Consider the following 21811-nt stretch of genomic DNA (forward strand, 5'->3'; position numbering starts at 1 on the left):
ATGAGCCAGCCATTGCAGACCGCCGCGGCAGGCGTGCACATCGCGGGCCTGCGCAAGGCCTACGGGGACAACGAGGTGCTCAAGGGCATCAGCCTCGACGTCTCTCCGGGCGAGGTCGTGTGCCTCATCGGCCCGTCGGGTTCCGGCAAGTCCACGCTCCTGCGCTGCATCAACCTGCTGGAGCAGCCCAACGACGGCATCATCGAGGTGGGCGGCTACGCCGTGACCGACCCCGATGTGGACGTCGACCAGATGCGCCGCCACGTGGGCATGGTCTTCCAGCAGTTCAACCTCTTCCCGCACCTGACCGTGCTCGGCAATTGCACGGTCAGCCAGGTGAAGGTCCTCAAGCGCCCCAAGGCGGAGGCCGAGTCGATCGCCCGTGCCGAGCTGGAGTCCGTGGGCCTTGGACACCTGGCGCACCGCTACCCCGGGGAGCTCTCCGGCGGCCAGCAGCAGCGCGTCGCGATCGCCAGGGCGCTGTCGATGAATCCCTCGCTCATGCTCTTCGACGAGCCCACCTCCGCGCTGGATCCGGAGACCGTGGGCGACGTCCTCGCCATCATGCGCAAGCTGGCCCAGGCCGGCATGACCATGGTGGTCGTGACGCACGAGATGGGCTTCGCCAAGGAGGTCGCCGACAAGGTGGTCTTCATGGACGGAGGCGTGGTGGTGGAGCAGGGACCCGCGGCCGCCGTCATCGGCAACCCGCAGGAGGCACGCACCAAGGACTTCCTGCGCCGCGTCCTCGACCCCAATCACGTGGTGGTCGAGGAGGACTGACCCGGGGCGCTCTCCTTCCCAAGAATCGGAGTGGGTTTGGTACGGAAATCTGGCGATTTCTGTACCAAACCCACTCCGATGCTGTTGTGGTGTGGGGCTGGGCGGCGGGTCCGCTGGGTGTGCCTCGGCCAAGGCACGACGGCGCGTGGGGATCGAGCGGGCGGGTCCGGTGGCGCTTCGGCCCGAGGCATCGTCGCTCCAGGCTTCGGCCCGGGGCAGCGTCGCGTCAGGGAGACGTGTCAGTCCAGGGCCGCGGCGGCCGCCGCGGCGAGGGCGCGGTGCAGCCCGCGCGGATCGCGCCGCTCCACCGGGACCTCGAGCAGGCGGCGGCCGCCCGCCGTCGAGCCCTCGGCAAGCCAGGCACGCACCGCTTGGTGCGTCGTGGCGGTGGTGGCGTCCCAGCCGTAGGCCTGCGCAATGGGGGCAAGGTCCAGCCCGTGCGGGGTGCGGAAGTAGCGCGTGACGGCACCGCGGTAGGCGCCGCGCTCGGCGACCGCCCCGTGTTCAAGCGTGGAGAAGATGGTGCCGCCGTCGTCCTGCGCCACGATGACGTCGAGCCGCGGCTCGCGCTCAAAGGTGGGCAGCAGGAGGCCTCCTGCGTCGTGCAGGAAGGTGACGTCACCCATCAGGGCGACCGTTCGGCGTCGTTCGGCGAGAGCCACGCCCGCCGCCGTGGCGAGCGTGCCGTCGATCCCGGCCAGGCCGCGATTGGCGAACACGCGGGGCCCGCGCCCGGAGCGCGGCGCCGCCATGATGTCCATGTCGCGAACGGGGCGCGAGGAACCGAGCACGAGCGGACCGTCGAGGGCCTCCCACACCGTGGCGGCCAGCGCGGGGCCCGTGAGCCGGCCGGTCTCGCCCTCGCGCTGGGCCAACACCAGCTCCATGGCCTCGCGGGCCTCGGCGTCGGTCGAAAGCCAGCCGGCGAGCCATTCCCCCGGCGCGTGCCCGGCAAACGCCGCCAGCTCGTGAAGGTCGGAGATCACCCGCTCCCGCCGGCGCCCGGGCGTGAACCACGGCGAGGGCTCGGTCAGGTACATCGCGGCGTCCACCCCGTCGCGGTTCAGGAGCGCCGCGACGGGCCGGGACAGCGTGGGTCGGCCGAAGAGCACGACGGCCTCGACCGTGCCGGCGAAGGCCGGCAAGAGGAATTGGTAGGCCCCCACGGCGGTGGGACCGAAGCGCGCGTCGGAGCTGGGCTCGGCCAGGAGCGGCAGGCCCAGCGCAGCAGCAAAATCGGCGGCCATGGCGCCGGCGCCGTGCCCCGCCACGACCACGGTGCGGCGCTCGCGGAGTGCGGCGGCGCGCATCGACTCGGCGAAGCCGGCGAGTCCCTCGGCCGCCTCGGCGTCACGCTCCAGCAGCTCGAGTTCCGTCAGCAGATCGGGGCGGGAGGCGACGGGAGGCAGGCCGGCGAGCGCCGCGTCGTCGGGCGGAGTCAGGGGGTCGCGGAAGGCGAGGTCCACCTGGACCGGGCCGCGCGGCACCTGGCGGACGTCGACGACGCCCACGGCGTCCTCCGGGGCCAGGCCCTCGGCGGCGAGGAGCGCCGCCCGCACGGCGGCGGTGGGATCCTCCCCCGCCTCCACGAGGAGCGAGGCGCGCACGTGTTCGCCGAAGAGACCGGCCTGGACGGTGGTCTGGTTGGAGCCCGTGCCGTGGAGTTCCTCCGGGCGATCGGCCGTCACTGCCAGCAGCGGGAGGCCGGCGTGGTTGGCCTCCATGATGGCGGGAACCAGCTCACCCACGGCGGTGCCCGAGGTCGTGACGATGGCGACGGGCGCTCCACACGCCGCCGCGAGCCCTACGGCCAGGAAGCCGGCGTCGCGCTCGTCGAGGCGGATCATGACCTCCAGCTCGCCGCGCAGCTCGGCCTCGGCCAGCGCGTAGGCCAGCGGGGCGCTGCGGGAGCCGGGGCAGAGGACCACGTAGGGGACGCCGCCGTCCACGAGCGCGGTCACGGCGAGGCGGGCGGCCTCCATGGCTTCCAGCGGTGCGGGCGAGGCCGCAGGGGCGAGGGAACCGGCACCGAGGCGAGTCATGCCTCCATCGTAGTCCGCCGCGCCGGGCGCCGGCCGGGCGGCGGCCGGGCGGCGGCTCCCGGACAGCATGCCCAAACGCCGGGCGCCGCCGCGACACGAGGTGGTGTTTGTCGAAGCGCTGCGTTTATATTTGCGCACAGTGTTTCATTTGACTTGGGAGAACACCTTGAATCGCCTTGCCACCCTGTCCGTCGCGGCCATCGCCGCCCTGTCCCTGAGCGCCTGCACCGGCGGATCGACGCCTGGCGTGTCCTCCTCCGCACCGGCCTCCTCCGGCGCCGCGGCGCCCGCGAGCAGCACCAAAGCCGCCTCCGCGGCACCGACCTCCGCGTCGTCGCCTGCCGCCGCCGAGTCAGCATCGAAATCCGCGCCGGCCTCGTCCTCGGCCGCCGCCGGAGCGGCGTCGGGCCAGCCCGTCGCCCTCGCCGACCCCACCATCAAGGACGACGTGATGCGGGAGTCCTTCACGGCGACGCAGCTGCTGCGCAACTTCCCGCGCCTCGAGGGGCGCGACGAGGGACGAGAGATCGTCCTGCTCAAGCTCAAGGTCACCGCCAGCGACAAGTACACCGGCGGCGTGGATTGCAGCGCGGTCAAGCCGCTGACCAAGACCCACGAGGAGACGTACGAGAGCAACGGCACCACGGTCTACGACGCCGCCATGGCCAAGGCCGGCTACCCGGTGCTCGAGCGCGTGAGCAAGGGTGAGAGCGCCGAGGGCTGGTGCGCCTACGTGGTGCAGAACTCCGAGGACACCGCCGACGGCGACTGGGTCCTGTACCACAAGCGCCTCGCTGCAACCATTAACGGCGGCGGCACCATCGAGGCCAAGGAGTTCACCGTCCCGTTCAAGCTCAAGGGCTGATCGGGGCAGGATCCGCGCGGGGCGCGGTGGTCGTTCAGGCGACCGCCGCGCCTCCGTCGTCTCAGGCCGTCGTTTGCTCCCCGGCGAGCACCGAGTAGGCGGCCGCCACGCGCTCGCGCCACCACGCCTCGCGCTCGGCCGGGGCGCGGTGCGCGGCGAGCAGTTCGGGGTCGGCGCCCACCTCCCGCAGGTCCAGCTCGCCGCCGCGCGCCACGTACGCCGGGGCGGCAACATCCCCCGCGAAGAGCGATCCGGTGCCCAGCCCGCACGCGTACGGCAGCGACGGCAGGGCCGCGGCGAGCGCCGCGCCGATGCGCAGCCCCACCGAGGTGTCGAGCGCCGAGGAGACGACGGCGGGCAGCCCCGCCTCCCGCACGATCCGCAGCGCGGCGCGCACGCCGCCGAGCGGCTGGGCCTTCACCACGATGAGGTCGGCGGCCCCGGCGCGCGCCACGGCGAGCGGGTCCTCGGCCTTGCGCACGGACTCGTCCGCGGCGAGGGCCACACCCAGGCCGCGCCTGGCCACCTCCTCGCGCAGGCGGGCCAGCCCGTCGATCCCGGCCACCGGCTGCTCGGCGTACTCGAGCTCGAACGGCGCGAGGGCCTCGAGCGCCGCCACCGCCTCCGAGTGCGACCACCCCTGGTTCGCGTCGACCCGCAGCTTGGCGTGCGGCAGCGCCGCCCGCACGGCGCGCACGCGCGCCACGTCGTCGGCCAGTTCCTGGCCGGCCTCGGCCACCTTGACCTTGACGGTGCCCGGCCCGTCGTAGCGCGCCAGCACCCGCCCGACGTCGGCCGCCGCCACCGCGGGCACCGTTGCGTTCACGGGCACGGAGTCCCGCACGGGCGCGGGCAGCCCCTCCCAGGCCGCCTCGAGGGCGCAGGCGAGCCAGCGCGAGGATTCGGCGGCCCCATACTCGAGGAACGGCGAGAACTCTCCCCAACCCGCGGGCCCGTCGATGAGCAGGGCCTCGCGCTCGGTGACCCCGCGGAAACGCACGGAGAGGGGCAGGCGCACCACATGGGAGCGCTCGAGGATCTCGTCCAGATCGGGCAGCTGCATACTCCCCACGGTAGTCCTGCTCGCTCACAGCGGCGCATCAGCCTGCCCTGGGATGCTAGAGCCATGGTTTCCCCCGCCCTGCCGGCGTTGGGCCCCGCCGGTACCCGCGGCGGTGGCCTTCAGCGTGCCACCCCAGCCCTCCCGATCCTCGGCCTCTTTGCCGTGGCTGCCGCCTTCGCCTTCGTCTTTTGGGCGTTTGTCATGACGGTGCGCGGGCAGTGGGTGGACGAGCAGGCCCTCGTGGACGCGCAGCGCTTCCTCACAGCGGACACGGCCCAGGCCGCGAGCCTGTCCTGGCTCAACCAACTCCCCGAGGTCGTGGGCCTCGCGTGCGCCGCGGGCCTGGTGATCTGCGCGGTGGTGCGCCGCGACGTCGTCGTCCCTCTCCTGGCGGCGCTCGCCGCCGGGCTGGCCATGATCGCCACCCAGCTGCTCAAACACGGCCTGCTCAGCCGCCCCGATCTCGGCGTCTCCGAGGCCTGGGGCAACTCCTTCCCGTCCGGACACACCACCGTGGCCGCCGCGGCGACCGTAGCCCTTGTCCTCGCCGCGCCCGCCCGTGCCCGGGCCGTCTTGGCGTTCCTGGGTGCGGTGGCCAGCGCCGCAACGGGTGCCGCCACCGTGATCATGGGCTGGCACCGCCCCTCCGACGTGGTGGGCGCGTTCCTCGTGGCGGCCTTCTGCTCTCTGCTGGGGGCGCTCGCCATCGGCGGGGTGCAGGCGTTCCGGGCCCGGCTGTCCCCGGCGCCTCGTCCCGTCCGGCCCCCCGCGGGCGGCTGGGTGTCGTGGCTCCTGCCCGTCCTCGGCGCCGTGGCCGTCGTCGCGGCCGCCGTGATCTCCGCGCCCGGCGTCGCGATCGCCGGTCAGGGCGGCACCGACGATCCCGGGCTGTACGTGGGCGCCGGCCTGCTCTTCATCGCCGGTGCCGCTCTCATCGTCTTCCCGCTCATGGAGCTGACCTCCAGGCGCTGGCTGCGCGGCTGAGCTCGCTTCGCCAACACGCACGAAGGGGCGGGACCGGTTCTCGGTCCCGCCCCTTCGCGTGTGGGTCAGCCGCCCTCCGGCCTCAGAGCTCGGCCAGGGCCTCCCCCGGGCGCTCGATGGCGTCGGCCACGAAGCGCAGGAACGCGCTGGCCGCCCCGCCGTCGCACACGCGATGATCGAAGCTCAGGGTGAGCTCGGTGATCTGGCGGACGCAGAGCTGCCCGTCCACGACCCACGGGCGCTCCTTGATGCGCCCCAGGCCCAGAATGGCGGCCTGCGGGTGATTGATGATCGCGGCCGAGCCGTCCACGTCGAAGACGCCGTAGTTGTTGAGCGTGAACGTGCCGCGGCCCAGCTCGGCCGGGGTGGCCTTGCCGTCGCGGGCCTTCGCCACGAGAGCGCCGATCGCCGCATCGAGCTCGCGGGCGCTGAGGCGCTCGGCGTGCTCCACGGCCGGGACCACGAGCCCGCGGTCGGTCTGGGCGGCGATGCCCAGGTTCACGCCGTCGAACGTGACGAGCTCCTGCCCGCCGTCAGCCGTGGTCTCGATGCGGGCGTTGAGCTCGGGCACGCGCTGCAGACCGGCCGCCGCGAAGCGTCCGACGAGGGCCAGCACCGAGGGGCGGCGACCGTTGGCGTCGGGGCGGATGCCCTTGCGCAGCGCGAGCAGCTCGGTCGCGTCGACGTCCACCCACACGGTGGCCTCGGGGATCTCGCGGCGCGAGCGCGACATGGTCTCGGCGATCACCTTGCGCACGCCGGTGATGGGCGTGCGGGCGGCGATGCCGAGCCCGCTGCGGGCGTCCAGGCCGCCGGCCGGCTGGCCGGAGGAGGCGATGCCGAGCCCGCTGCGGGCGTCCAGGCCGCCGGCCGGCTGGCCGGAGGAGGCGATGCCCTGCGCCCCGGGGGCGGCCTGGGTGCCCGCGGCACCGGCCGCGGTGGCCGGCGCGGCGCCGCCCGCGGCGGCGAGGACGTCCGCACGCATGACGAGGCCGTCGGGGCCCGTCCCGTTGACGGTCGCGACGTCCACCCCGTGATCGCGGGCCAGGCGGCGCACGAGCGGGTTGATGACGCGCGGGGCGAGCCCGCTCACCTGGCCCGCCGCGGCTGCGGAGCCGGCCGCGGCGGACGGCGAGGCGGGCGCGGAGGCGACCGGAGCGGCGTCGGGCACTGGAAGCTGCTCCGCGGGAACCGCGGTGCGGCGGCCGCGACGGCGGCGCCCGCCGCCCGAGCTCTCGGAGGTGCCGTAGCCGATGAGGACGTTGCCGGAACCGGTGCCGGCACGCTCCTCCTCGCGGTAGGACTGGGCGCCCTCGGCCGGCGGCTCGGCGGCGTCGCCCGGCTCGCCCACCGTGATGAAGGGCGAACCGACGGGGAGCGTCTCGCCCTCCGCGCCGTGCAGCACCAGGACGGTGCCGGCGTACGGGGTGGGGACCTCCACGAGGGACTTGGCGGTCTCCACCTCGGCGATCACCTGATCCAGCGCCACGGTGTCGCCGACGGCGACCTTCCAGGTCACGAGCTCGGCCTCGGTGAGGCCTTCGCCGAGGTCGGGCAGGGCAAAGGTCTGTGCTGCCATGGCTCAGTCCTCCCAGGTGAGGCGGTCGAGGGTGTCGAGGATGCGATCCACGGAGGGGATCTGGTGGTGCTCGAGCTTGGGCGCCGGGAACGGGATGTCGAAGCCCGTCACGCGCAGCACCGGTGAGGAGAGCGAGTGGAAGCAACGCTCCTGCGTGCGGGCCACGAGCTCGCTCGCCACGGAGGCGAAGCCGGAGGCCTCGGCCACCACGACCGCGCGGCCCGTCTTGGCCACGCTCGCGGCGATCGCTGCGTCGTCCAGCGGGACGATGCTGCGCAGGTCGAGGACCTCCACGCTCATGCCGTCCTCGGCCGCAGCCTCGGCGGCCTTGAGCGCCGTGGGGACGCTCGGGCCGTAGGTGATGAGGGTGGCGTCGGTGCCCTCGCGCAGCACGCGGGCCACGCCCTCGGTGCGCTCGGCGGCAGCGGTGCCGTGGGCCGCCCGCAGGGCGCCCAGGTCCGCCTGCTCCTTGGACCAGTACATCTTCTTGGGTTCGAAGATCACCACGGGATCGTCCGAGTCGATTGCCTCGCGCATGAGTCGATACGCGTCCTCCACACCGGCGGGCGTGAAGACCTTCAGGCCCGGGGTATGCGCGTAGTAGGCCTCGGAGGAATCGCAGTGATGCTCCACGCCACCCACGCCGCCGGCGTAGGGGATGCGGATGGTGATGGGGAGCTTGACCTTGCCCTTGGTGCGGTTATGCATCTTGGCGATGTGGCTGAAGATCTGCTCGAGGCTCGGGTACGCGAAGGCGTCGAACTGCATCTCGATGACGGGGCGCAGGCCGTTCATGGCCATGCCCACGGCCATGCCGGCGATGCCGGACTCGGCGAGCGGGGTGTCGAAGCAGCGGTCCTTGCCGAAGCGGTCCTGCAGGCCGTCGGTGATGCGGAACACGCCGCCGAGCTTGCCCACGTCCTCGCCGAAGACGACCACGGTGGGGTCCTCCGCCATGGCGTCGCCGAGGGCCGTGTTGAGGGCGGCTGCGAAGGTCGTGGGACCGGCCGCGGGGGCCTCGGTATGGCCCGCCGGGGCCGGGCGGTCGACGTAGGCGCCGCGCGCGTTGGAGCCCACGCCGGCGAAGTCGGCCTGCTTGGCCTCCGGGGTGCCTGCGTGAATGTGCTCGTTCTGGGTGGTGCTCACTTGGAGGCCTCCTGCTTCGCTTCCTCGTCGCGGGCCAGCTCGTCGGCCAGCATCGCGCGCTGCTCCAGCAGCTGGGGGGTGGGCTCCGTGAAGACGTAGTCGAAGAGCTCCAGCGGGTCCGGGGTGATGTCGGCGTTCATGGCGTCGCGGAGGGCCGCGGCCGTCTCCTCGGCCTTGGCGGCCATGCGCTCCTCGTCGGCCTCGGTGAGCAGGCCCTCGTTGACCAGGTAGGCGCGCAGGCGCAGCAGTGGGTCCTTGGCGCGCCACGCGGCGACCTCCTCGGACTCGCGGTAGCGGGTGTCGTCGTCGGCGTTGGTGTGTGCCTGCACGCGGTAGGTCTCCGCCTCGATGAGGAGGGGGCCGGAGCCGCCGCGGGCCAGCGCCACGGCGCGGTCGAGGACGGAGAGCAGGGCCATGGTGTCGTTGCCGTCGACGCGCTCTCCGGCCATGCCGTAGCCCACGGCCTTGTGGGCCAGGGACGGGGCCACCGACTGGGCCGAGAGCGGGACCGAGATGGCGTAGCCGTTGTTCTGCACGAAGAAGATGACCGGGAGGTTGAAGACCGCCGCGAAGTTCAGCGCCTCGTGGAAGTCGCCCTCGCTCGTGGCGCCGTCGCCGCACAGGGCGATGACCACGGTGTCCTCGCCGCGCAGGCGGGCGGCGTGGGCCACGCCCACGGCGTGCAGCAGCTGGGTGGTGAGCGGGGTGGCCTCGACCGAGGTGTTGTGCTCGTGCGGGTCGTAGCCCTGGTGCCACTCGCCGCGGAAGGAGGTCATGACCTCGTTGGGGTCAACGCCGCGGGCGATGACGGCCACGGTGTCGCGGTAGGTCGGGAAGAGCCAGTCGCGCTTCTCGAGGGCCATGGCGACCGTGACCTGGCAGGCCTCCTGGCCGTGGCTCGAGGGGTAGACAGCCATGCGGCCCTGCCGCACCAGGGCGGCGTTCTGGTCGTTGATGCGGCGGCCGAGGACGAGCTGCTCGTACGCGGCGAGCAGGCGCTCGTTGCTGGGGCGGGGGTACTCGTGACCGGGGGCCGTGCCGTGCTCGCCGGCGGGGATGAGGCTGCCGTCCGGCGCCATCATCGAGATGCGGCCGCGCGCCGGGAGGAGGTAGTCCTCCAGCGTGATGCCGAAGCGGTGGGAGGCCTCCGAGACGCCGGGGGTGGTGCGCTCGGCGCCCCCGTCTGTGGTGTGGCTCACGTTCTCAGTCATGGCTAAATTCTGTCGCTTTGCTCCGTTTTGTCGCCAGCTCACACAAGAAGCGCAGATCAAACGTGCGTTTGGGGCGCCCTAGGCGTCAGAATGTCCATGATGGGCGTGCGGCCCTGCCTCCTGTCTGGACGGTTCGCGCGGCCCCTGTTGAACCGCCGCCTGCGAAGGAGCCTCCCCATGCCTCCGGCCGATGCCCTCGACGACACCGACCGCGCCATCATCGCCGCCCTCCAGCGCGACGGCCGGGCCTCGGTCTCGGCGATCGCTACCGCTGTTCACGTGTCCCGCGCGCACGCCTATCAGCGCATTTCCAAGCTGCGCGAGCGCGGGGTCATCACGGGCTTCACGGTCAAGGTGAATCCGGTGGCGATGGGCCTGGCCTCCAGCGCCTACGTGACCCTCAAGCTGCGCCAGCACTCCTGGCGCGAGCTGCAGCGGCAGCTGCGCGCCATCCCCGAGGTGCACCACGTGGCGCTCGTGGGCGGAAGCTTCGACGTCATCATGCTCGTGCGGGCCGCCAACAACGAGGCCCTGCGCCGCGTGGTGTTCGAGGTGCTCCAGGCCCTTCCCGAGGTCGTCGACACCCAGACCCACCTGATCTTCGAGGACGGGGCGAGCTAGGCGCGCGCCCCGTGCGGGCCCACCCGCCATTCGCCCGACAACGCATAGACAGGGTACTGTCATCTACCTGTCCCCGCGACCGTTCTGCCGCCCGAAAGGCCCTGCGTGCCCACCCCCTCCCCCGCCGCCCGCTCCCTGAGCTCCCTCGTGCTTCCCGTCTCCGAGCTGCAGGCCGAGTTCCTCTACGCGGCGGACACGGTGGCCGAGCGGCACGGGCTCACGCCTGCGCGCTGGCAGGTGCTGGGCGCGGCGATCGCGCAGCCGCAGTCGGTGGCGGACATCGCGCGCGGCCTGGGCCTGGCCCGCCAAAGCGTGCAGCGCGTGGCCGACGACGTCGTGGCGGCCGGCTTCGCCGGCTGGGCGCCGAATCCGGCGCACGCCCGCGCCAAGCTGCTCGTCGCCACGGACGCCGGCCACGCCATCAACGACGCCGTGACCGAGGACCAGCTGGCCTGGGCGGACGAGGTCGGCTCGCGCCTCGACCCGCACGACGTCGCCGCCCTGCGCGGCCTCCTGGACCGCGTCACCGCCGTCTCCCGCGAGTACTGGGACGAGCTCGAGGCGCAGGCCTAAGGCCCGCACGGCTCGTTAGCTGGCGGGCCCGCCAGCTCCACGATCTCCTCCGCGGTGCCCCAGCACAGGGTCACGCCGGCGCCGCCGTGGCCGTACGCCGCGAGCGTGCGCACCGGCGGGCCCTCCGCCTCCTCGAGGCGCAGCGCCGGGCGAGCGGGGCGCAGGCCCACGGCCCGCTCCTTCACGGCCAGGCCGGCCAGCGCCGGGTAGGCCTCGATGGCGCGGCGCAGGATCGCGTCTTCCGTCTCCTGCGAGTACGTCGTGTCCGTCTCGCCCTCGTCGGCCGTGCCGCCGACCACCACGTCGTTGCGGCGCGGGATCACGTAGATCATGCCGTCCTCGTGATCGTCGTCCACGAGCCAATGCGTGATCCCGGCCTGCTCCAGCTTCACGACCTGCCCGCGAATCGGATACCCCGTGCTGTCGTCACCCAGGATGGCGCCTGAGTGTTCGCCCGCGGCGACCACGGCGAGAGCCGGGGTCGCCCCGGATGCCGAGAGCACGACGTCGAGCGCTTGGCCCACGCTGTCCACGCTGGCTTCCAGCGTGGTGACGCCGGCGGCAGCCGCCTGGGCGGCCAGCCACGGCAGGAAGGTGGGCATGTCGATGATGGGCAGCTCGGCGACGATGCCGTCGCGGGCGCCGCGCGGGACCTCGCCCTCGGGCGCGCGGCGGACGTTGCGGGCGCTGGCCGTCCAGGAGCGGTCGGTGCCGGGGAGGCGTTCGACCCACAGCCCCTCGACGAGGTCCACGCCGCTCGCTGGATCGTCGGCGAGCTCCACGAAGCGGTCGAAGGAGGTCTTCAGGAGGCGCTCGGCGCGCGGGGAGGCCTCGGCCTTGTAGGGGAACCAGATGCCGCCGGCCACGCCGGAGACGGTCTCGGTGGCGGGCTGCTCGGCGACGATCGTGACCGTCCAGCCGGCGCGGGCGAGGCCGAGCGCGCAGCTCAGGCCGATCACCCCTGCCCCGATGACGACGGCGGTGCTGGGGTTCGCGGCGGGGGATTCGCTCATGCTCCCGAGACTATCCCCGCGGGCGCCCGCGTGAACGGATGGATACAGCGTGTGGCGCAGGGCCCGGGGCTCGGCTCAGCTCGCCAGCTGAGCCGAGCGCGCGGGCAGCTCGTACTCCCACGCCCGGTTCTGCAGTGCGTTCATCACGAGGACCAGCCGGTCGGCCCCCTCGGGCACCTGCAGCATGACGGCTCCCTCGACGGGTTTGCCCCGTTGGATCTCCAAAGGGCACCGCCCACCCCGCGAGGCAATCGTTGGATTCGGCGCGCCGCACATCCACCGTCTCTGGCACGTCGATCCCTCCCCCGTCGGCGAACCACGATGCTTCCGGGTGCAGCTGAGCGTCGGCGCCGCTCCGCGCCAGGTAGCGAAGCTCCAGGACCACAGTGCGATAGCCGGGCTTCGGCGCGTAGTTCACCGCCGGGCACGGCTGGTCTGGACGAATCCCGATCACCGTGAACTCGAGCGCGGTCTCGCTCACATCGTCGCCCACGGTGATCTGCTGGCCCACCGTGGCCTTCTCGCGTGTGCCTTCGGAGCGCCAGGGCACCTCTCACACGACGAACTCCTTGGCCTTCCCCGCCGTGGCGGTGGGCCACGCGGCCTCGGTCACAGAGGCGGTGCCCGCCGCGCTCTCAGCCAGCGCCCCTGCTTGACCGGAGCACCCGCACAGAATCGCCCCGGCGGCGAGCCAACCCACAGCGGGGGCAACCACTTTCCGAGCGCGGCGCCGCGCGCACCCCCGGCCCCGCGCCGTCGTGCTGTGTCTGTGTCCCCCAGTCATGGCGACAGCGTGCCCCCTCCCGCGGTTGGCGGGAAGGGGCAGGCTGTCGGCGATGCGATGCGATGCGATGTGACGCGAGGCGCGGGCGCTCAGTGCTTGAAGACCGGGCGGCGCTTCTCGCGGAAGGCGGCAAAGCCCTCCACGTAGTGCTCCGTGGTGCGCAGGGACTCCTGCACGCGCGTCTCGGCGGCCAGCGACGCGTCGAAACCGAGCCCGTCGCGCACCTCGAAGACCAGCTCCTTGGACGCGAGCAGCGCGCCCGTCGCCCCGTCGGCCACGCGCTCGGCGCGCTCGCGCGCGAAAGCCAGCAGCTCGTCGTCGGGCACCACGCGGCTGAAGAGGCCGGAGGCCACGGCCTCCGCACCGCCCATGAGCTCACCCGTGTAGATGAGGTCGAGCGCGCGGTGCGTGCCGAGACGCTGCGTGAGCAGCCAATGCCCGCCGGAATCCAGCGCGGCGCCGAGGTTGGCGAAGGGCGAGCCGAGCTTGGCGCGCTCCCCCACATAGACCACATCGCACGCGAGGGCGAGGCCCAAGCCGACGCCCAGGCACGCGCCCTGCACGGCGGCGAAGCTCGGCGCGGGGAAGGAGTGCAGCGCCTCCATGGCAGGGGCCGTGAGCCCGTCGAGGTAGCCGGGGACGTCGTCCGTGGCCGGGTCCACGCCGGCAATATCACGCCCGGCGCAGAAGGCCTTGCCCTCGCCGCGCAGCAGCAGCGCGCGGATCTCGCCGCGTTCCGCCGCGGGGCGGGCGTTGGCGAGCGCCTGGGCCAGGTCCTTCAGGCCCTGCTCGTCGATCGAGTTGAGCTTGGCGGGGGCGTCGAGGATGACCTCGAGCACCGCGCCGCTCACCTCGGTGCGGATCATGCCGGCGGCCGCCGGCGCGCCGGAGGAATCAGGCATCGTAGTCCACCACGACGCGCTCGGAGGTGGGGTGGGACTGGCAGGTCAGGACGTAGCCCTGCTCGATCTCCTCCGGCTCCAGCGCGTAGTTCTCCTCCATGCGCACGGTGCCCTCGACGACCTTGGCGCGGCACGTGCCGCACACGCCGCCGGCGCAGGCGAAGGGGACGTCCGGGCGGGCGCGCAGGGCCGCGTTGAGCACGGTCTCGTTGGCCTCGACCGGGGACTTCACGGAGCCGCGCAGGCCGTCGAGCTGGAACTCGATCTCCACCGTCTCCTGATCGTCGGTGACGACCACCGGCTTGCCGTGCTGGCCCGTGGGATCGCCGACCTCGCCCGTCGTGAAGAGCTCGAAGCGCACGCGCTCGGCGGCCACGCCCTTCTCGGCGAGCTGATCGCGGACCAGCTGGACCATGTCCATGGGGCCGCAGAGGAACCACTCGTCGGTGGCCTCCGTGCGCAGCACGTGATCCAGCAGCGCGTCCATCTTTTCCTCGTCGATGCGGCCCGTCAGCAGCGGCGAGATGCGCTGCTCGCGGGTGAGCACGTGGTGGATGGCCAGGCGCGAGGGGTAGGAGTCCTTCAGGTCCGCGAGCTCCTCGACGAACATGACGTCGGAGCTGGATCGGTTCGCGTAGACGAGGTCAACGCTGGCCTGCGGGTCGTTCTCTAGGACCTGGCGGGTGATCGCCATGACGGGCGTGATGCCGGAGCCGGCGGCGATCGCCACGAGGTGCTGGCCCGAGCCCGGGCGCATGAGCTCGGCCTTGGACACGAAGGTGCCCTGCGGATTCATGACGTCGATCGTGTCGCCGACCTTCAGGTCCTCGTTGGCCCACGTGGAGAAGAGGCCGCCGGAGTCCTTCTTGATGCCCACGCGGATCTCGCCGCGCACGGGGGCTGCGCAGATCGAGTAGCTGCGGCGCAGCTCCACGGGCGTGCCGTCGTAGGAGGGGACCTGCGCGCGCAGGGCCACGTACTGGCCGGCGGCGTAGTCGAACTCGTCGGCGATCTCCTCGGGGATCGCGAACGTCACCTCCACCGCGTTGGCGGTCAGGCGGCGAACCTCGGAGACCGGGAGGGTGTGGAAGCGGGCCCTGCGGCGGGCCGGGGTGGCGGCGTCGGTACTCATGCTGAGCAAGCCTCTCGTGAGGGTGGCGTGAGCGCTGTGGGCGCGCTCAGAGGGCCTTGAAGAAGTCGAAGGGTTCCAGGCAGGCGTTGCACTGGTACAGCGCCTTGCAGGAGGTGGAGCCGAAGCGGGAGAGCTCGCGGGTGTCCAGGGAGTGGCAGCGCGGGCACTTGACCGCCATGGCCAGGCGCAGGCGGTCGCCCTCGCGGCGCGGGCTTGGCGGGGCGATGCCGTACTCCGAGAGCTTGGCCTTGCCCTCCTCGCTCATCCAGTCGGTGGTCCAGGCGGGGCTAAGCGTGAGCTCGATCCTCGCGCCCGGGTAACCGGCGTCCTGGAAAGCGATGCGCAGGTCATCGGCGATCGTGTCCATGGCCGGGCAGCCGGAGTAGGTGGGGGTGATCGTCACGACCACCTCACCCGCCTCCTGCCGCACGCCGCGCAGGATGCCCAGATCCTTGATGCTCAGCACCGGGATCTCGGGATCGTTCACCGTCGCGGCGATGGCTTCCAGGGCGGCGTCGCCATGGGCCTGACCGTGAGGGTGCCCGACGGCGGCCGGGGACGCGGCCCCGACCGTCGCCTCAGCGACGTGGCCGGGGGCGTGAGCCCCCGTTCCCCCGCAGCACGCCTCAGGCGAGGCGCCCGCCTGGGGCGACCCGGCGGCGTCGTGCACCGGGGACGACCCCTGGCAGCACGCACCCTGCGAACCGTGGTGAAGGTGAGTGGACATCAGATCACCAGGTCGCGCCGGGGAACTTGCGGGCCAGGACCTGCATCTCGGCGAGCAGGTAGCCAAGGTGCTCGGTGTGCTCGCCGACGCGGCCGCGGCACAGCGCGTCCTTCGCGACGGGCATGCCCAGGCCGGACTCCTCGATGACGGCCGTGACGCGCTGGTCCCAGTCCTCCTTGAGCGAGGACGGGAGCACCGCGACGCCGGTGGCGGCGAGGCGCTCGTGCAGCGGCTCGTCCACGAAGAGCTCGTGGGCGTACGGCCACATGACCTCCAGCGAGTGCTGGATGCGGCGGACCGACTCCTCGGTGCCGCCGCCCAGGCGGAGCATCCACTGCGTGGCGTGATCCACGTGGTACTCCACCTCCTTCAGGGCCTTGGCGCTGATGGCTGCGATGGTGGCGTCGGTGCTGTTCAGCAGGCGCGTGTAGAGCAGCTCGAGGTAGACGCTGAAGAAGAGCTGGCGGGCGATCGTCAGGCCGAAGTCTTGGCCGGGCACCTCCACGAGGTGCACGCTGCGGAACTCGTCCTCCTCGCGCCAGTAGGCCAGGTCGTCCTCGGTCTTGCCGATGGACTTGCCTCCGTAGGTCATGAAGGAGCGGGCGTGGCCCAGGAGGTCGAGCCCGATGTTGCCGAGCGCGATGTCCTCCTCCATCTCCGGGGCGCGGGAGATCCACCAGGCGAGGCGCTGGGCCAGGATGAGCGAATCGTCGCCGAGCCAGATGGCGTACTCGCCGTTGTCCGCGGCCGGCGGGGCGTCCTGCAGGGCGATGTCCTCGGGGCGCAACGCGTGACCCGGAGTGACGCGCGTGGCCGAGGCGACGTTGTCGCCGTAGCCCGCGAACTCCTCCTCGAAGTCGTGGCTCACAGGTGCTTCACCCCTTCGGAGGCGGTGTAGTACGTGGCGTGACGGTAGTCCTTACCCTTCGGGGACTCGAAGAAGGACTCCTTGTCGCGCGGGTCGCTCGCGATGATGTTGTCGGAGAGGACCACCCAGAGCGACACGCCCTCGTTGCGGCGCGTGTACAGGTCGCGGGCGTTGCGCACGGCCATGTCGGCGTCCGGGGCGTGCAACGAGCCGGCGTGCACGTGCGAGAGGCCGCGCGAGCTACGCACGAAGACCTCCCACAGCGGCCAGGCGTGCTTGTCCTCCTGGAGGGCGCCCGTGGCGTTGGTGTCGTTGATCTGGTTCTCAGCGCCCATGTCAGGCCGCCTTCCCGCTGGCCTCGGCCAGCTTGAGCTGCTGCTTGCGGGCGTACTCGGCGGCGGCCTCGCGGACCCAGGCGCCGTCCTCGTGCGCCACGCGGCGGCGCTCGAGGCGCTGCGCGTTGCAGGGGCCCTTGCCCTTGATGACGTCCATGAACTCGACCCAGTCGAGCTCCTTGTGGATCCACTGCTTGGTCTCTTCGTCGTAGCGAAGCTCCGGATCCGGGAGGGTCAGGCCGAGGACCTTGACCTGCTCCACGATCATGCCCACGAAGCGCTGGCGCAGATCGTCGTTGGAGAAGCGCTTGATGTGCCAGGCCATTGACTGCTTGGAGTTCGGCGAGGCGTCATCCGGCGGGCCGAACATCATGAGGGCCGGCGCGTAGAAGCGGTTGACTGCGTCCTGGGCCATGGCCTTCTGCTCCGGGGTGCCGTTCGCGAGCGTCAGCAAGATCTCGAAACCCTGGCGCTGGTGGAACGACTCCTCCTTGCAGATGCGGACCATGGCGCGGCCGTACGGCGCGTAGGAGGCGCGGCACAGCGGGACCTGGTTGGCGATCGCGGCGCCGTCGACGAGCCAGCCGATGGCCCCGACGTCGGCCCAGGAGCGCGTGGGGTAGTTGAAGATGCTCGAGTACTTGGCCTTGCCCTCGATGAGGGCCTCGACCATCTCGTCGCGGGTGGCGCCGAGGGTCTCGGCGGCGGAGTAGAGGTAGAGACCGTGGCCCGCCTCGTCCTGCACCTTGGCCATGAGGATGGCCTTGCGCTTCAGGCTCGGGGCGCGGGTGATCCAGTTGGCCTCCGGCTGCATGCCGATGATCTCGGAATGCGCGTGCTGGGAGACCTGGCGGATCAGGGTCTTGCGGTAATCCTCCGGCATCCAGTCGCGGGGCTCGATACGGCCATCGGCCGCAATGAGGGCGTCAAAGGCGGCGCGGCCTTCGTCGTCGGCGACGGTGCTCGGCGTGGCGGCGGTGGTGCTCATGCGCTTGGCTCCTCCTGGTCGATGCGGGCCGTGGGTGTTTCGCGGGCGTGCGTGCCTGCTCTGAATTACTGACCGCTCGTTCAGGTTATGTGAGCGACGTCGCATGGTCAAGCGGTGGGGGGCGGTTGTGGTGGGGTGTTTGAGGCACATTTCTGGCGAACGGCCCGATCGCTTCAAAACTGCCCGAAGGTTGTGGCAGTTTTGAAGCGATCCGGCAGTTTCTTGGGGGGTGTCGCGGCGGGGGCACCGCTGCGAGGTTTCCCTCACAGGCGGCGGACATCCCCGACGACTGCTTCCAGTGCGCCGCGAGCGCCGTCCCGAGGGCACCGTGGACGGATGGACCACGAACTGCTCGCGGCGCGAAGCCGTGTCATTCCCGGCGATAGCTCCGCGGCGCTGTCGCGTCGTTTCTGCCGCGGCGATCTGGTGCGCGTGGCTCCGCGAAGCTACGTGGAGACCAACGTCTGGGTTCAGGCCAGCCACCGCGAACGCTTCCTGATGACGGCCGCGGGCGTGCTGCGCACGCGGCCAGAGGCCATCTTCTGCGGCGCGACCTCGCTCGCGCTGGTGTACCCCACGGCGCCCCTGCCCGAATTCATCGACGTTTTCGCGCCCACCCGCCACCATCGAGGTCGCGCAACACCGAGCTTTGCCGTCCACGACGGCCCCCTTGCTGAGCAGGCCCGGCGCCTCCCGGCCCCGGCTGTCCGACTTCACGGCGCGGCCACTACCGATCCGGTGTTCGCCCTGGGCTATGTGCGCGAGGCGACCGAGCCGGCCTTGGTCCACGTCCTTGCCGCGGGCGGATGGCGGGCGCTCGCGGCGGCCGACGCCGTGCGGCGCAATGTCGCCGGGATCGATGAACCGGAGCTGGAGGCCCGACTCCACGCCATCTCCGCTCTGCGAACCCGCGCCCGCGCCGTCGGGCTCTGGAACCAAGCGAGCCCCCTCAGCGACTCCGTCGCGGAGTCGAGGAGCCGGTTCCTGATGCTTGATGCCGGGTTGCCTGGACCCGTCCTGCAGCAAGCCCACCGGGACGCCCAGGGTCTCATCGCGTTGACCGATTTCTGGTGGGCCTGGCTGCGGCTCGTGGGAGAGGTGGACGGGATCCAGAAGTACTTAGACGCCGCGATGGGATCCGGGAGTACGCCCGCCCAGCGCATCGCACGGGAAAAAGCCCGCGACAACCGCCTGTTCGCCCAGGGCTACCGTGTCTTGCACTGGGGCTGGGCCGACTTGGAGGTTCCGGGGCGCCTCGTGTCGCGACTGATCGGCGCCGGGCTGGTCCCGGACCGCTCGCGCCGACCCTGGCCGTAAGCCGAACTGCCGGATCGCTTCACAACTGCGCGAACCTTCCGGCAGTTGTGAAGCAATCCGGCAGTTTCTCGGCGACGGACGGCTAGATCCAGCCCCGGTCCAGCGCCAGCTTCACGGCCTGCGCGCGTGTGTCCACGTGGAGCTTGCCCAGGATGCTGGAGACGTGGTTGCGCACCGTCCCCGGGGCCAGATGCAGCGCCCGCGCCACCTGCGCCACGGGCTCGCCGCCGCGTCCGGCCCGCAACACATCCAGCTCGCGGTCCGTCAGCGGGCTGCGCTCGTCCGCGAGGGCGTCCGCCGCCACCTCCGGATCCACGTAGCGCCGCCCGGCAGCGACATCCCTCAGCACGGACGCCACCTCCTGCGCCGGCCGGGACTTGGGCATGAACCCCTCCACCCCGGCCTGCAGCGCCCTCCGCAGCACACCCGGGCGCGCATGCCTGGTCACCACCACGCAGCGCGTGCTCACGGTGCGCCGCAGCTGGGCCGCAACCTCCACGCCGTCGAGCCCCGGCATTTCGACGTCCAGCAGGCACACGTCCGGCACCAGCCGCGCGGCGGCCTCCAGCGCGCTCGGCCCGTCGGGGCACTGCGCCACCACCTCGATGTCGTCCTCGAGGTCAAGGAGCGCGGCCATTGCAGTGCGGATCATGTCCTCGTCATCGGCAATCAACACCCGAATCACGCCTCGTCACCTCCCGGAAGACGCACCGTCAACACAAACTCCCCCGCCTCGTCGCTCCACCGCGCGGCCCCTCCGGCCGCGCTGGCCCGCTCCCCGATGCTCCGCAGTCCCGCCCCGCGGGAGCCATCCGCCCCGCCGTCCGAGGCGTTGCGCGCCTCGAACACCCACGCCGCACCCTCCCGGCGCAGCCCCAAGCTGGCGGACGGCCCGGACCGATGCTTCAGGATGTTCGTGGTGCTCTCGCGGATGATCGGCCCCAGCACCTCGCGCGGCGCGCCCCCGAACGGCCCCGTCGCCTCCAGCTCCACGGACAGGTCGGCGGCCCGCAGCAGATCGGCCGCGTTGCCGAGCTCGTCGGCGAGCGGCACCCCCCTGAATCGCGCCGCGAGGTCCCGCGTCCCCTGCCGCGCCTCGTCGACGCTGGCCCGGGCTGCGCTCACCTGCGCCTCAGCCTCGGCCGGCTTGCCCTTGGCCAGGAGCCGCTCCGCGAGCTCGAGCTGTAGCGCGATCACCTGCAAGTGATGCCCCTGCAGATCATGCACATCGTTGGCGAGCCGCAGCCGCTCCCGCGTGGCCGCGAGCTCAGACTCGGCGAGCCGAGCGGCGTCAAGGCGCGCCACCACGTCCCACCACCACAGCGCGCTCACGCTCATGAGCGGCAAAAGAATGGTGTAGAGCGGCATCATCCACTGGCCAGCACCCTGCATGAACAACGGTTGCGTCCACCGCACGTCCACGAGCGTCAGCACCACCATCACCGCAGTGGAGAGCAGGGTGATCCGGTGCCGGATCCCCACGGCCCAAGGCAGCACTGCCAGCGTCGCCGCGAGCGGGCCCACCGCCAGCAGCGCGGAACCAGCAGCGACACCCAACACGCCGCCGAAAAGCACCCCGGTCGTCAGGGCCGACACGACCCGGCCGCGCGGCGCTGGCCAGCCGCCCGGATACGCGGCGACCAGCCACGTGAGCGCGGCGAACCAGGGGACCCCGAGGCCAGCGACGGCAAGCCCCAGGCCCGGCACCTCGGTGTGCCGAGCGGCCCCGAGGCCCACCCACATGAGCGCGATCACCGCGTTGAAGAACACCACGCCGCCCAGGGTGTACCACCACGTGGCGCGCACGCCCCGGCCGCTGCCCACGCCGGACGCAGGCATGGCGGGCGCACTGCCCGACGGCGCGGGGTCGGCCGGGGTGCCCGACGGCGCGGGGCCGCGTTCGGCCCTCAACATCCGCGCGCCAGCGGCCGGGGTGCGCGACGGCGCGGGGCCGGCTGGGGCATCGAGCGTCGGCTCGTCGCTGAGCCCCGCCTCCGGGGCCGGGTGGGGCCGGGCGGCGGGCGAGGCGCCGGTGGCACCCCGGTGAGCGCCCGGGCCGGCGGCGGGCGCGCCTTGCGCGTCGAAAGGAGGGACGGTCACGGGCCGAGCCTACGTGCATGACTTTTGTCATGCGCCGTCGTGCGTTTGTTCCCGGGCAGGGGTGACGCCGCGACACTGCCCGCCGGCGGCGCGGGCGGGTGGACTTGGAGCAGTTCGCATCACCGATTCCCTCAGCAACTCAGGAGCCAGCCATGAACGGCATCATCGAGTCCCTCCAGCAGCTCGCCGGAAGCCTTCCCCCGCTGTTTCAGCCGCTCGTCTCGGCCCTCGCCGGCGCCATCCCCTTCGTGGAGGGCGAGGGCGGCGCGGCCCTCGGCATCCTCGTGGGCATCCCGCCGGTGGTGGCGATCATCGCCGGCATCGTCGGCAACTTCGCCTGCGTCTTTGTCCTCGCGATGGTTGCAGCCAAGACGCGCGAGGCTGTCGTGACTCGACGCGCCGCCGGGCAGACCATGGTCACTGAGGCCCCGTCACCCCGCAACCGCAAGGTGCTCGCCGCCATGGACAAGTACGGCGTCCCGGGCGTGAGCCTGCTCGGACCGCTGCTGGTTCCCACGATGTTCACTGCCACGGCGCTCGTCGCCGCCGGCGTCCGCCCCGGCCGCGTGCTGTTCTGGCAGGGCCTGGCGATCGTGCTGTGGACCACCGCGATCGGCGTGCTCGTCAGCTTGGGCCTCTCGGCGCTCGCCCGCTGAGGCGGACCCACCCACTCACCCGGCCGGGCGCCGTCGGGCACTGAAACGGCCCGATCGCTTCAAGACTGCCGCAAGAAAGCAGCCGTCCCGAAGCGTTCGGGCCGTTTCGCCGAGCTCAAGCG

22 protein-coding genes are annotated in these 21811 nt (G+C 72.2%); 7 read left to right on the plus strand and 15 right to left on the minus strand.

Annotated elements, in window-relative coordinates; all coding sequences use genetic code 11:
* A complete protein-coding gene (locus DWB68_RS00245; RefSeq protein WP_119423131.1) occupies positions 1-783 on the plus strand; it encodes an amino acid ABC transporter ATP-binding protein in 783 nt (260 codons plus the stop codon).
* Positions 784-1022: 239 nt separating this feature from the next.
* Here the strand turns inward: DWB68_RS00245 and menD are convergent, their stop codons facing one another.
* Complete coding sequence (gene menD / locus DWB68_RS00250) at positions 1023-2825, minus strand: 2-succinyl-5-enolpyruvyl-6-hydroxy-3-cyclohexene-1-carboxylic-acid synthase (RefSeq protein WP_119423132.1); 1803 nt, start codon at positions 2823-2825, stop codon at positions 1023-1025.
* A 166-nt stretch (positions 2826-2991) separates the two neighbouring features.
* On the opposite strand from menD, the gene DWB68_RS16085 reads away from it, so the two are divergent.
* Positions 2992-3690 (plus strand): hypothetical protein, encoded by a 699-nt coding sequence (locus DWB68_RS16085; RefSeq protein ID WP_158588155.1) that lies wholly within the window; start codon positions 2992-2994, stop codon positions 3688-3690.
* A gap of 61 nt (positions 3691-3751) precedes the next feature.
* Here the strand turns inward: DWB68_RS16085 and DWB68_RS00265 are convergent, their stop codons facing one another.
* The gene (locus tag DWB68_RS00265) at positions 3752-4753 is read right to left on the minus strand and encodes an o-succinylbenzoate synthase (RefSeq protein ID WP_119423135.1); all 1002 of its coding nucleotides are present in this window, start codon (positions 4751-4753) and stop codon (positions 3752-3754) included.
* Positions 4754-4816: 63 nt separating this feature from the next.
* Between DWB68_RS00265 and DWB68_RS00270 the strand changes: the two genes are divergently transcribed.
* Positions 4817-5737, plus strand: coding sequence for a phosphatase PAP2 family protein (locus tag DWB68_RS00270; protein ID WP_119423136.1), 921 nt, complete (start codon positions 4817-4819; stop codon positions 5735-5737).
* 82 nt (positions 5738-5819) lie between these two features.
* Here DWB68_RS00270 and DWB68_RS00275 read toward each other — a convergent pair whose 3' ends face one another.
* From DWB68_RS00275 to pdhA, 3 genes are all read right to left on the minus strand, one after another.
* Complete coding sequence (locus tag DWB68_RS00275) at positions 5820-7316, minus strand: dihydrolipoamide acetyltransferase family protein (protein WP_119423137.1); 1497 nt, start codon at positions 7314-7316, stop codon at positions 5820-5822.
* A gap of 3 nt (positions 7317-7319) precedes the next feature.
* Entirely contained in the window at positions 7320-8273 is a 954-nt protein-coding gene (locus tag DWB68_RS00280) for an alpha-ketoacid dehydrogenase subunit beta (protein ID WP_119423257.1), read from the minus strand.
* 185 nt (positions 8274-8458) lie between these two features.
* A complete protein-coding gene (pdhA, locus tag DWB68_RS00285) occupies positions 8459-9673 on the minus strand; it encodes a pyruvate dehydrogenase (acetyl-transferring) E1 component subunit alpha (RefSeq protein WP_119423138.1) in 1215 nt (404 codons plus the stop codon).
* A gap of 177 nt (positions 9674-9850) precedes the next feature.
* On the opposite strand from pdhA, the gene DWB68_RS00290 reads away from it, so the two are divergent.
* Both DWB68_RS00290 and DWB68_RS00295 read left to right on the plus strand, forming a co-directional pair.
* Entirely contained in the window at positions 9851-10294 is a 444-nt protein-coding gene (locus DWB68_RS00290; protein WP_119423139.1) for an Lrp/AsnC family transcriptional regulator, read from the plus strand.
* 105 nt (positions 10295-10399) lie between these two features.
* Entirely contained in the window at positions 10400-10867 is a 468-nt protein-coding gene (locus tag DWB68_RS00295) for a MarR family winged helix-turn-helix transcriptional regulator (RefSeq protein WP_119423140.1), read from the plus strand.
* Here the strand turns inward: DWB68_RS00295 and DWB68_RS00300 are convergent.
* From DWB68_RS00300 to paaA, 8 genes are all read right to left on the minus strand, one after another.
* The gene (locus DWB68_RS00300; protein ID WP_119423141.1) at positions 10864-11880 is read right to left on the minus strand and encodes an NAD(P)/FAD-dependent oxidoreductase; all 1017 of its coding nucleotides are present in this window, start codon (positions 11878-11880) and stop codon (positions 10864-10866) included. The genes DWB68_RS00295 and DWB68_RS00300 overlap by 4 nt on opposite strands.
* A gap of 75 nt (positions 11881-11955) precedes the next feature.
* Complete coding sequence (locus tag DWB68_RS16090; RefSeq protein WP_158588156.1) at positions 11956-12105, minus strand: hypothetical protein; 150 nt, start codon at positions 12103-12105, stop codon at positions 11956-11958.
* Between the two features lie 648 nt (positions 12106-12753).
* The gene (locus DWB68_RS00310; RefSeq protein ID WP_119423258.1) at positions 12754-13530 is read right to left on the minus strand and encodes an enoyl-CoA hydratase/isomerase family protein; all 777 of its coding nucleotides are present in this window, start codon (positions 13528-13530) and stop codon (positions 12754-12756) included.
* 28 nt (positions 13531-13558) lie between these two features.
* The gene (paaE, locus tag DWB68_RS00315) at positions 13559-14698 is read right to left on the minus strand and encodes a 1,2-phenylacetyl-CoA epoxidase subunit PaaE (protein ID WP_119423143.1); all 1140 of its coding nucleotides are present in this window, start codon (positions 14696-14698) and stop codon (positions 13559-13561) included.
* Positions 14699-14744: 46 nt separating this feature from the next.
* A complete protein-coding gene (gene paaD / locus DWB68_RS16360) occupies positions 14745-15206 on the minus strand; it encodes a 1,2-phenylacetyl-CoA epoxidase subunit PaaD (protein ID WP_233548537.1) in 462 nt (153 codons plus the stop codon).
* A 223-nt stretch (positions 15207-15429) separates the two neighbouring features.
* Positions 15430-16293: a 1,2-phenylacetyl-CoA epoxidase subunit PaaC gene (gene paaC / locus DWB68_RS00325; protein ID WP_119423145.1), complete on the minus strand. Its 864-nt coding sequence runs from the start codon at positions 16291-16293 to the stop codon at positions 15430-15432.
* The gene (gene paaB, locus DWB68_RS00330; RefSeq protein WP_119423146.1) at positions 16290-16628 is read right to left on the minus strand and encodes a 1,2-phenylacetyl-CoA epoxidase subunit PaaB; all 339 of its coding nucleotides are present in this window, start codon (positions 16626-16628) and stop codon (positions 16290-16292) included. The genes paaC and paaB overlap by 4 nt, the downstream gene beginning before the upstream one ends.
* A 1-nt stretch (position 16629) precedes the next feature.
* A complete protein-coding gene (gene paaA, locus DWB68_RS00335) occupies positions 16630-17616 on the minus strand; it encodes a 1,2-phenylacetyl-CoA epoxidase subunit PaaA (protein ID WP_119423147.1) in 987 nt (328 codons plus the stop codon).
* Between the two features lie 336 nt (positions 17617-17952).
* Between paaA and DWB68_RS00340 the strand changes: the two genes are divergently transcribed.
* Complete coding sequence (locus DWB68_RS00340; protein WP_119423148.1) at positions 17953-18933, plus strand: hypothetical protein; 981 nt, start codon at positions 17953-17955, stop codon at positions 18931-18933.
* A gap of 82 nt (positions 18934-19015) precedes the next feature.
* Here the strand turns inward: DWB68_RS00340 and DWB68_RS00345 are convergent, their stop codons facing one another.
* The gene (locus tag DWB68_RS00345) at positions 19016-19618 is read right to left on the minus strand and encodes a response regulator transcription factor (protein WP_119423149.1); all 603 of its coding nucleotides are present in this window, start codon (positions 19616-19618) and stop codon (positions 19016-19018) included.
* Positions 19615-21033, minus strand: a complete 1419-nt coding sequence (locus DWB68_RS00350) for a sensor histidine kinase (protein ID WP_119423150.1) — start codon at positions 21031-21033, stop codon at positions 19615-19617. The genes DWB68_RS00345 and DWB68_RS00350 overlap by 4 nt, the downstream gene beginning before the upstream one ends.
* 152 nt (positions 21034-21185) lie before the next feature.
* On the opposite strand from DWB68_RS00350, the gene DWB68_RS00355 reads away from it, so the two are divergent.
* A complete protein-coding gene (locus tag DWB68_RS00355) occupies positions 21186-21689 on the plus strand; it encodes a small multidrug efflux protein (RefSeq protein WP_119423151.1) in 504 nt (167 codons plus the stop codon).
* Positions 21690-21811: the final 122 nt, after the last annotated feature.

The sequence above is a fragment of the Galactobacter valiniphilus genome (assembly GCF_003575975.1).
Classification (GTDB): domain Bacteria; phylum Actinomycetota; class Actinomycetes; order Actinomycetales; family Micrococcaceae; genus Galactobacter; species Galactobacter valiniphilus.

What these genes read in the sequence shown, in the direction of transcription:
- DWB68_RS00245 (WP_119423131.1), top strand. Translation starts at nt 1, where the DNA reads ATGAGCCAGCCATTGCAGACCGCCGCGGCAGGCGTGCACATCGCGGGC.
- DWB68_RS00275 (WP_119423137.1), bottom strand. Translation starts at nt 7,316, where the DNA reads ATGGCAGCACAGACCTTTGCCCTGCCCGACCTCGGCGAAGGCCTCACC.
- DWB68_RS00300 (WP_119423141.1), bottom strand. Translation starts at nt 11,880, where the DNA reads ATGAGCGAATCCCCCGCCGCGAACCCCAGCACCGCCGTCGTCATCGGG.
- paaA (WP_119423147.1), bottom strand. Translation starts at nt 17,616, where the DNA reads ATGAGCACCACCGCCGCCACGCCGAGCACCGTCGCCGACGACGAAGGC.
- DWB68_RS00355 (WP_119423151.1), top strand. Translation starts at nt 21,186, where the DNA reads ATGAACGGCATCATCGAGTCCCTCCAGCAGCTCGCCGGAAGCCTTCCC.
- paaB (WP_119423146.1), bottom strand. Translation starts at nt 16,628, where the DNA reads ATGGGCGCTGAGAACCAGATCAACGACACCAACGCCACGGGCGCCCTC.
- pdhA (WP_119423138.1), bottom strand. Translation starts at nt 9,673, where the DNA reads ATGACTGAGAACGTGAGCCACACCACAGACGGGGGCGCCGAGCGCACC.
- DWB68_RS00270 (WP_119423136.1), top strand. Translation starts at nt 4,817, where the DNA reads ATGGTTTCCCCCGCCCTGCCGGCGTTGGGCCCCGCCGGTACCCGCGGC.
- DWB68_RS00340 (WP_119423148.1), top strand. Translation starts at nt 17,953, where the DNA reads ATGGACCACGAACTGCTCGCGGCGCGAAGCCGTGTCATTCCCGGCGAT.
- DWB68_RS00310 (WP_119423258.1), bottom strand. Translation starts at nt 13,530, where the DNA reads ATGATCCGCACCGAGGTGAGCGGCGCGGTGCTCGAGGTCATCCTCGAC.
- DWB68_RS00265 (WP_119423135.1), bottom strand. Translation starts at nt 4,753, where the DNA reads ATGCAGCTGCCCGATCTGGACGAGATCCTCGAGCGCTCCCATGTGGTG.
- DWB68_RS00290 (WP_119423139.1), top strand. Translation starts at nt 9,851, where the DNA reads ATGCCTCCGGCCGATGCCCTCGACGACACCGACCGCGCCATCATCGCC.
- paaE (WP_119423143.1), bottom strand. Translation starts at nt 14,698, where the DNA reads ATGAGTACCGACGCCGCCACCCCGGCCCGCCGCAGGGCCCGCTTCCAC.
- menD (WP_119423132.1), bottom strand. Translation starts at nt 2,825, where the DNA reads ATGACTCGCCTCGGTGCCGGTTCCCTCGCCCCTGCGGCCTCGCCCGCA.
- DWB68_RS00280 (WP_119423257.1), bottom strand. Translation starts at nt 8,273, where the DNA reads ATGGCGGAGGACCCCACCGTGGTCGTCTTCGGCGAGGACGTGGGCAAG.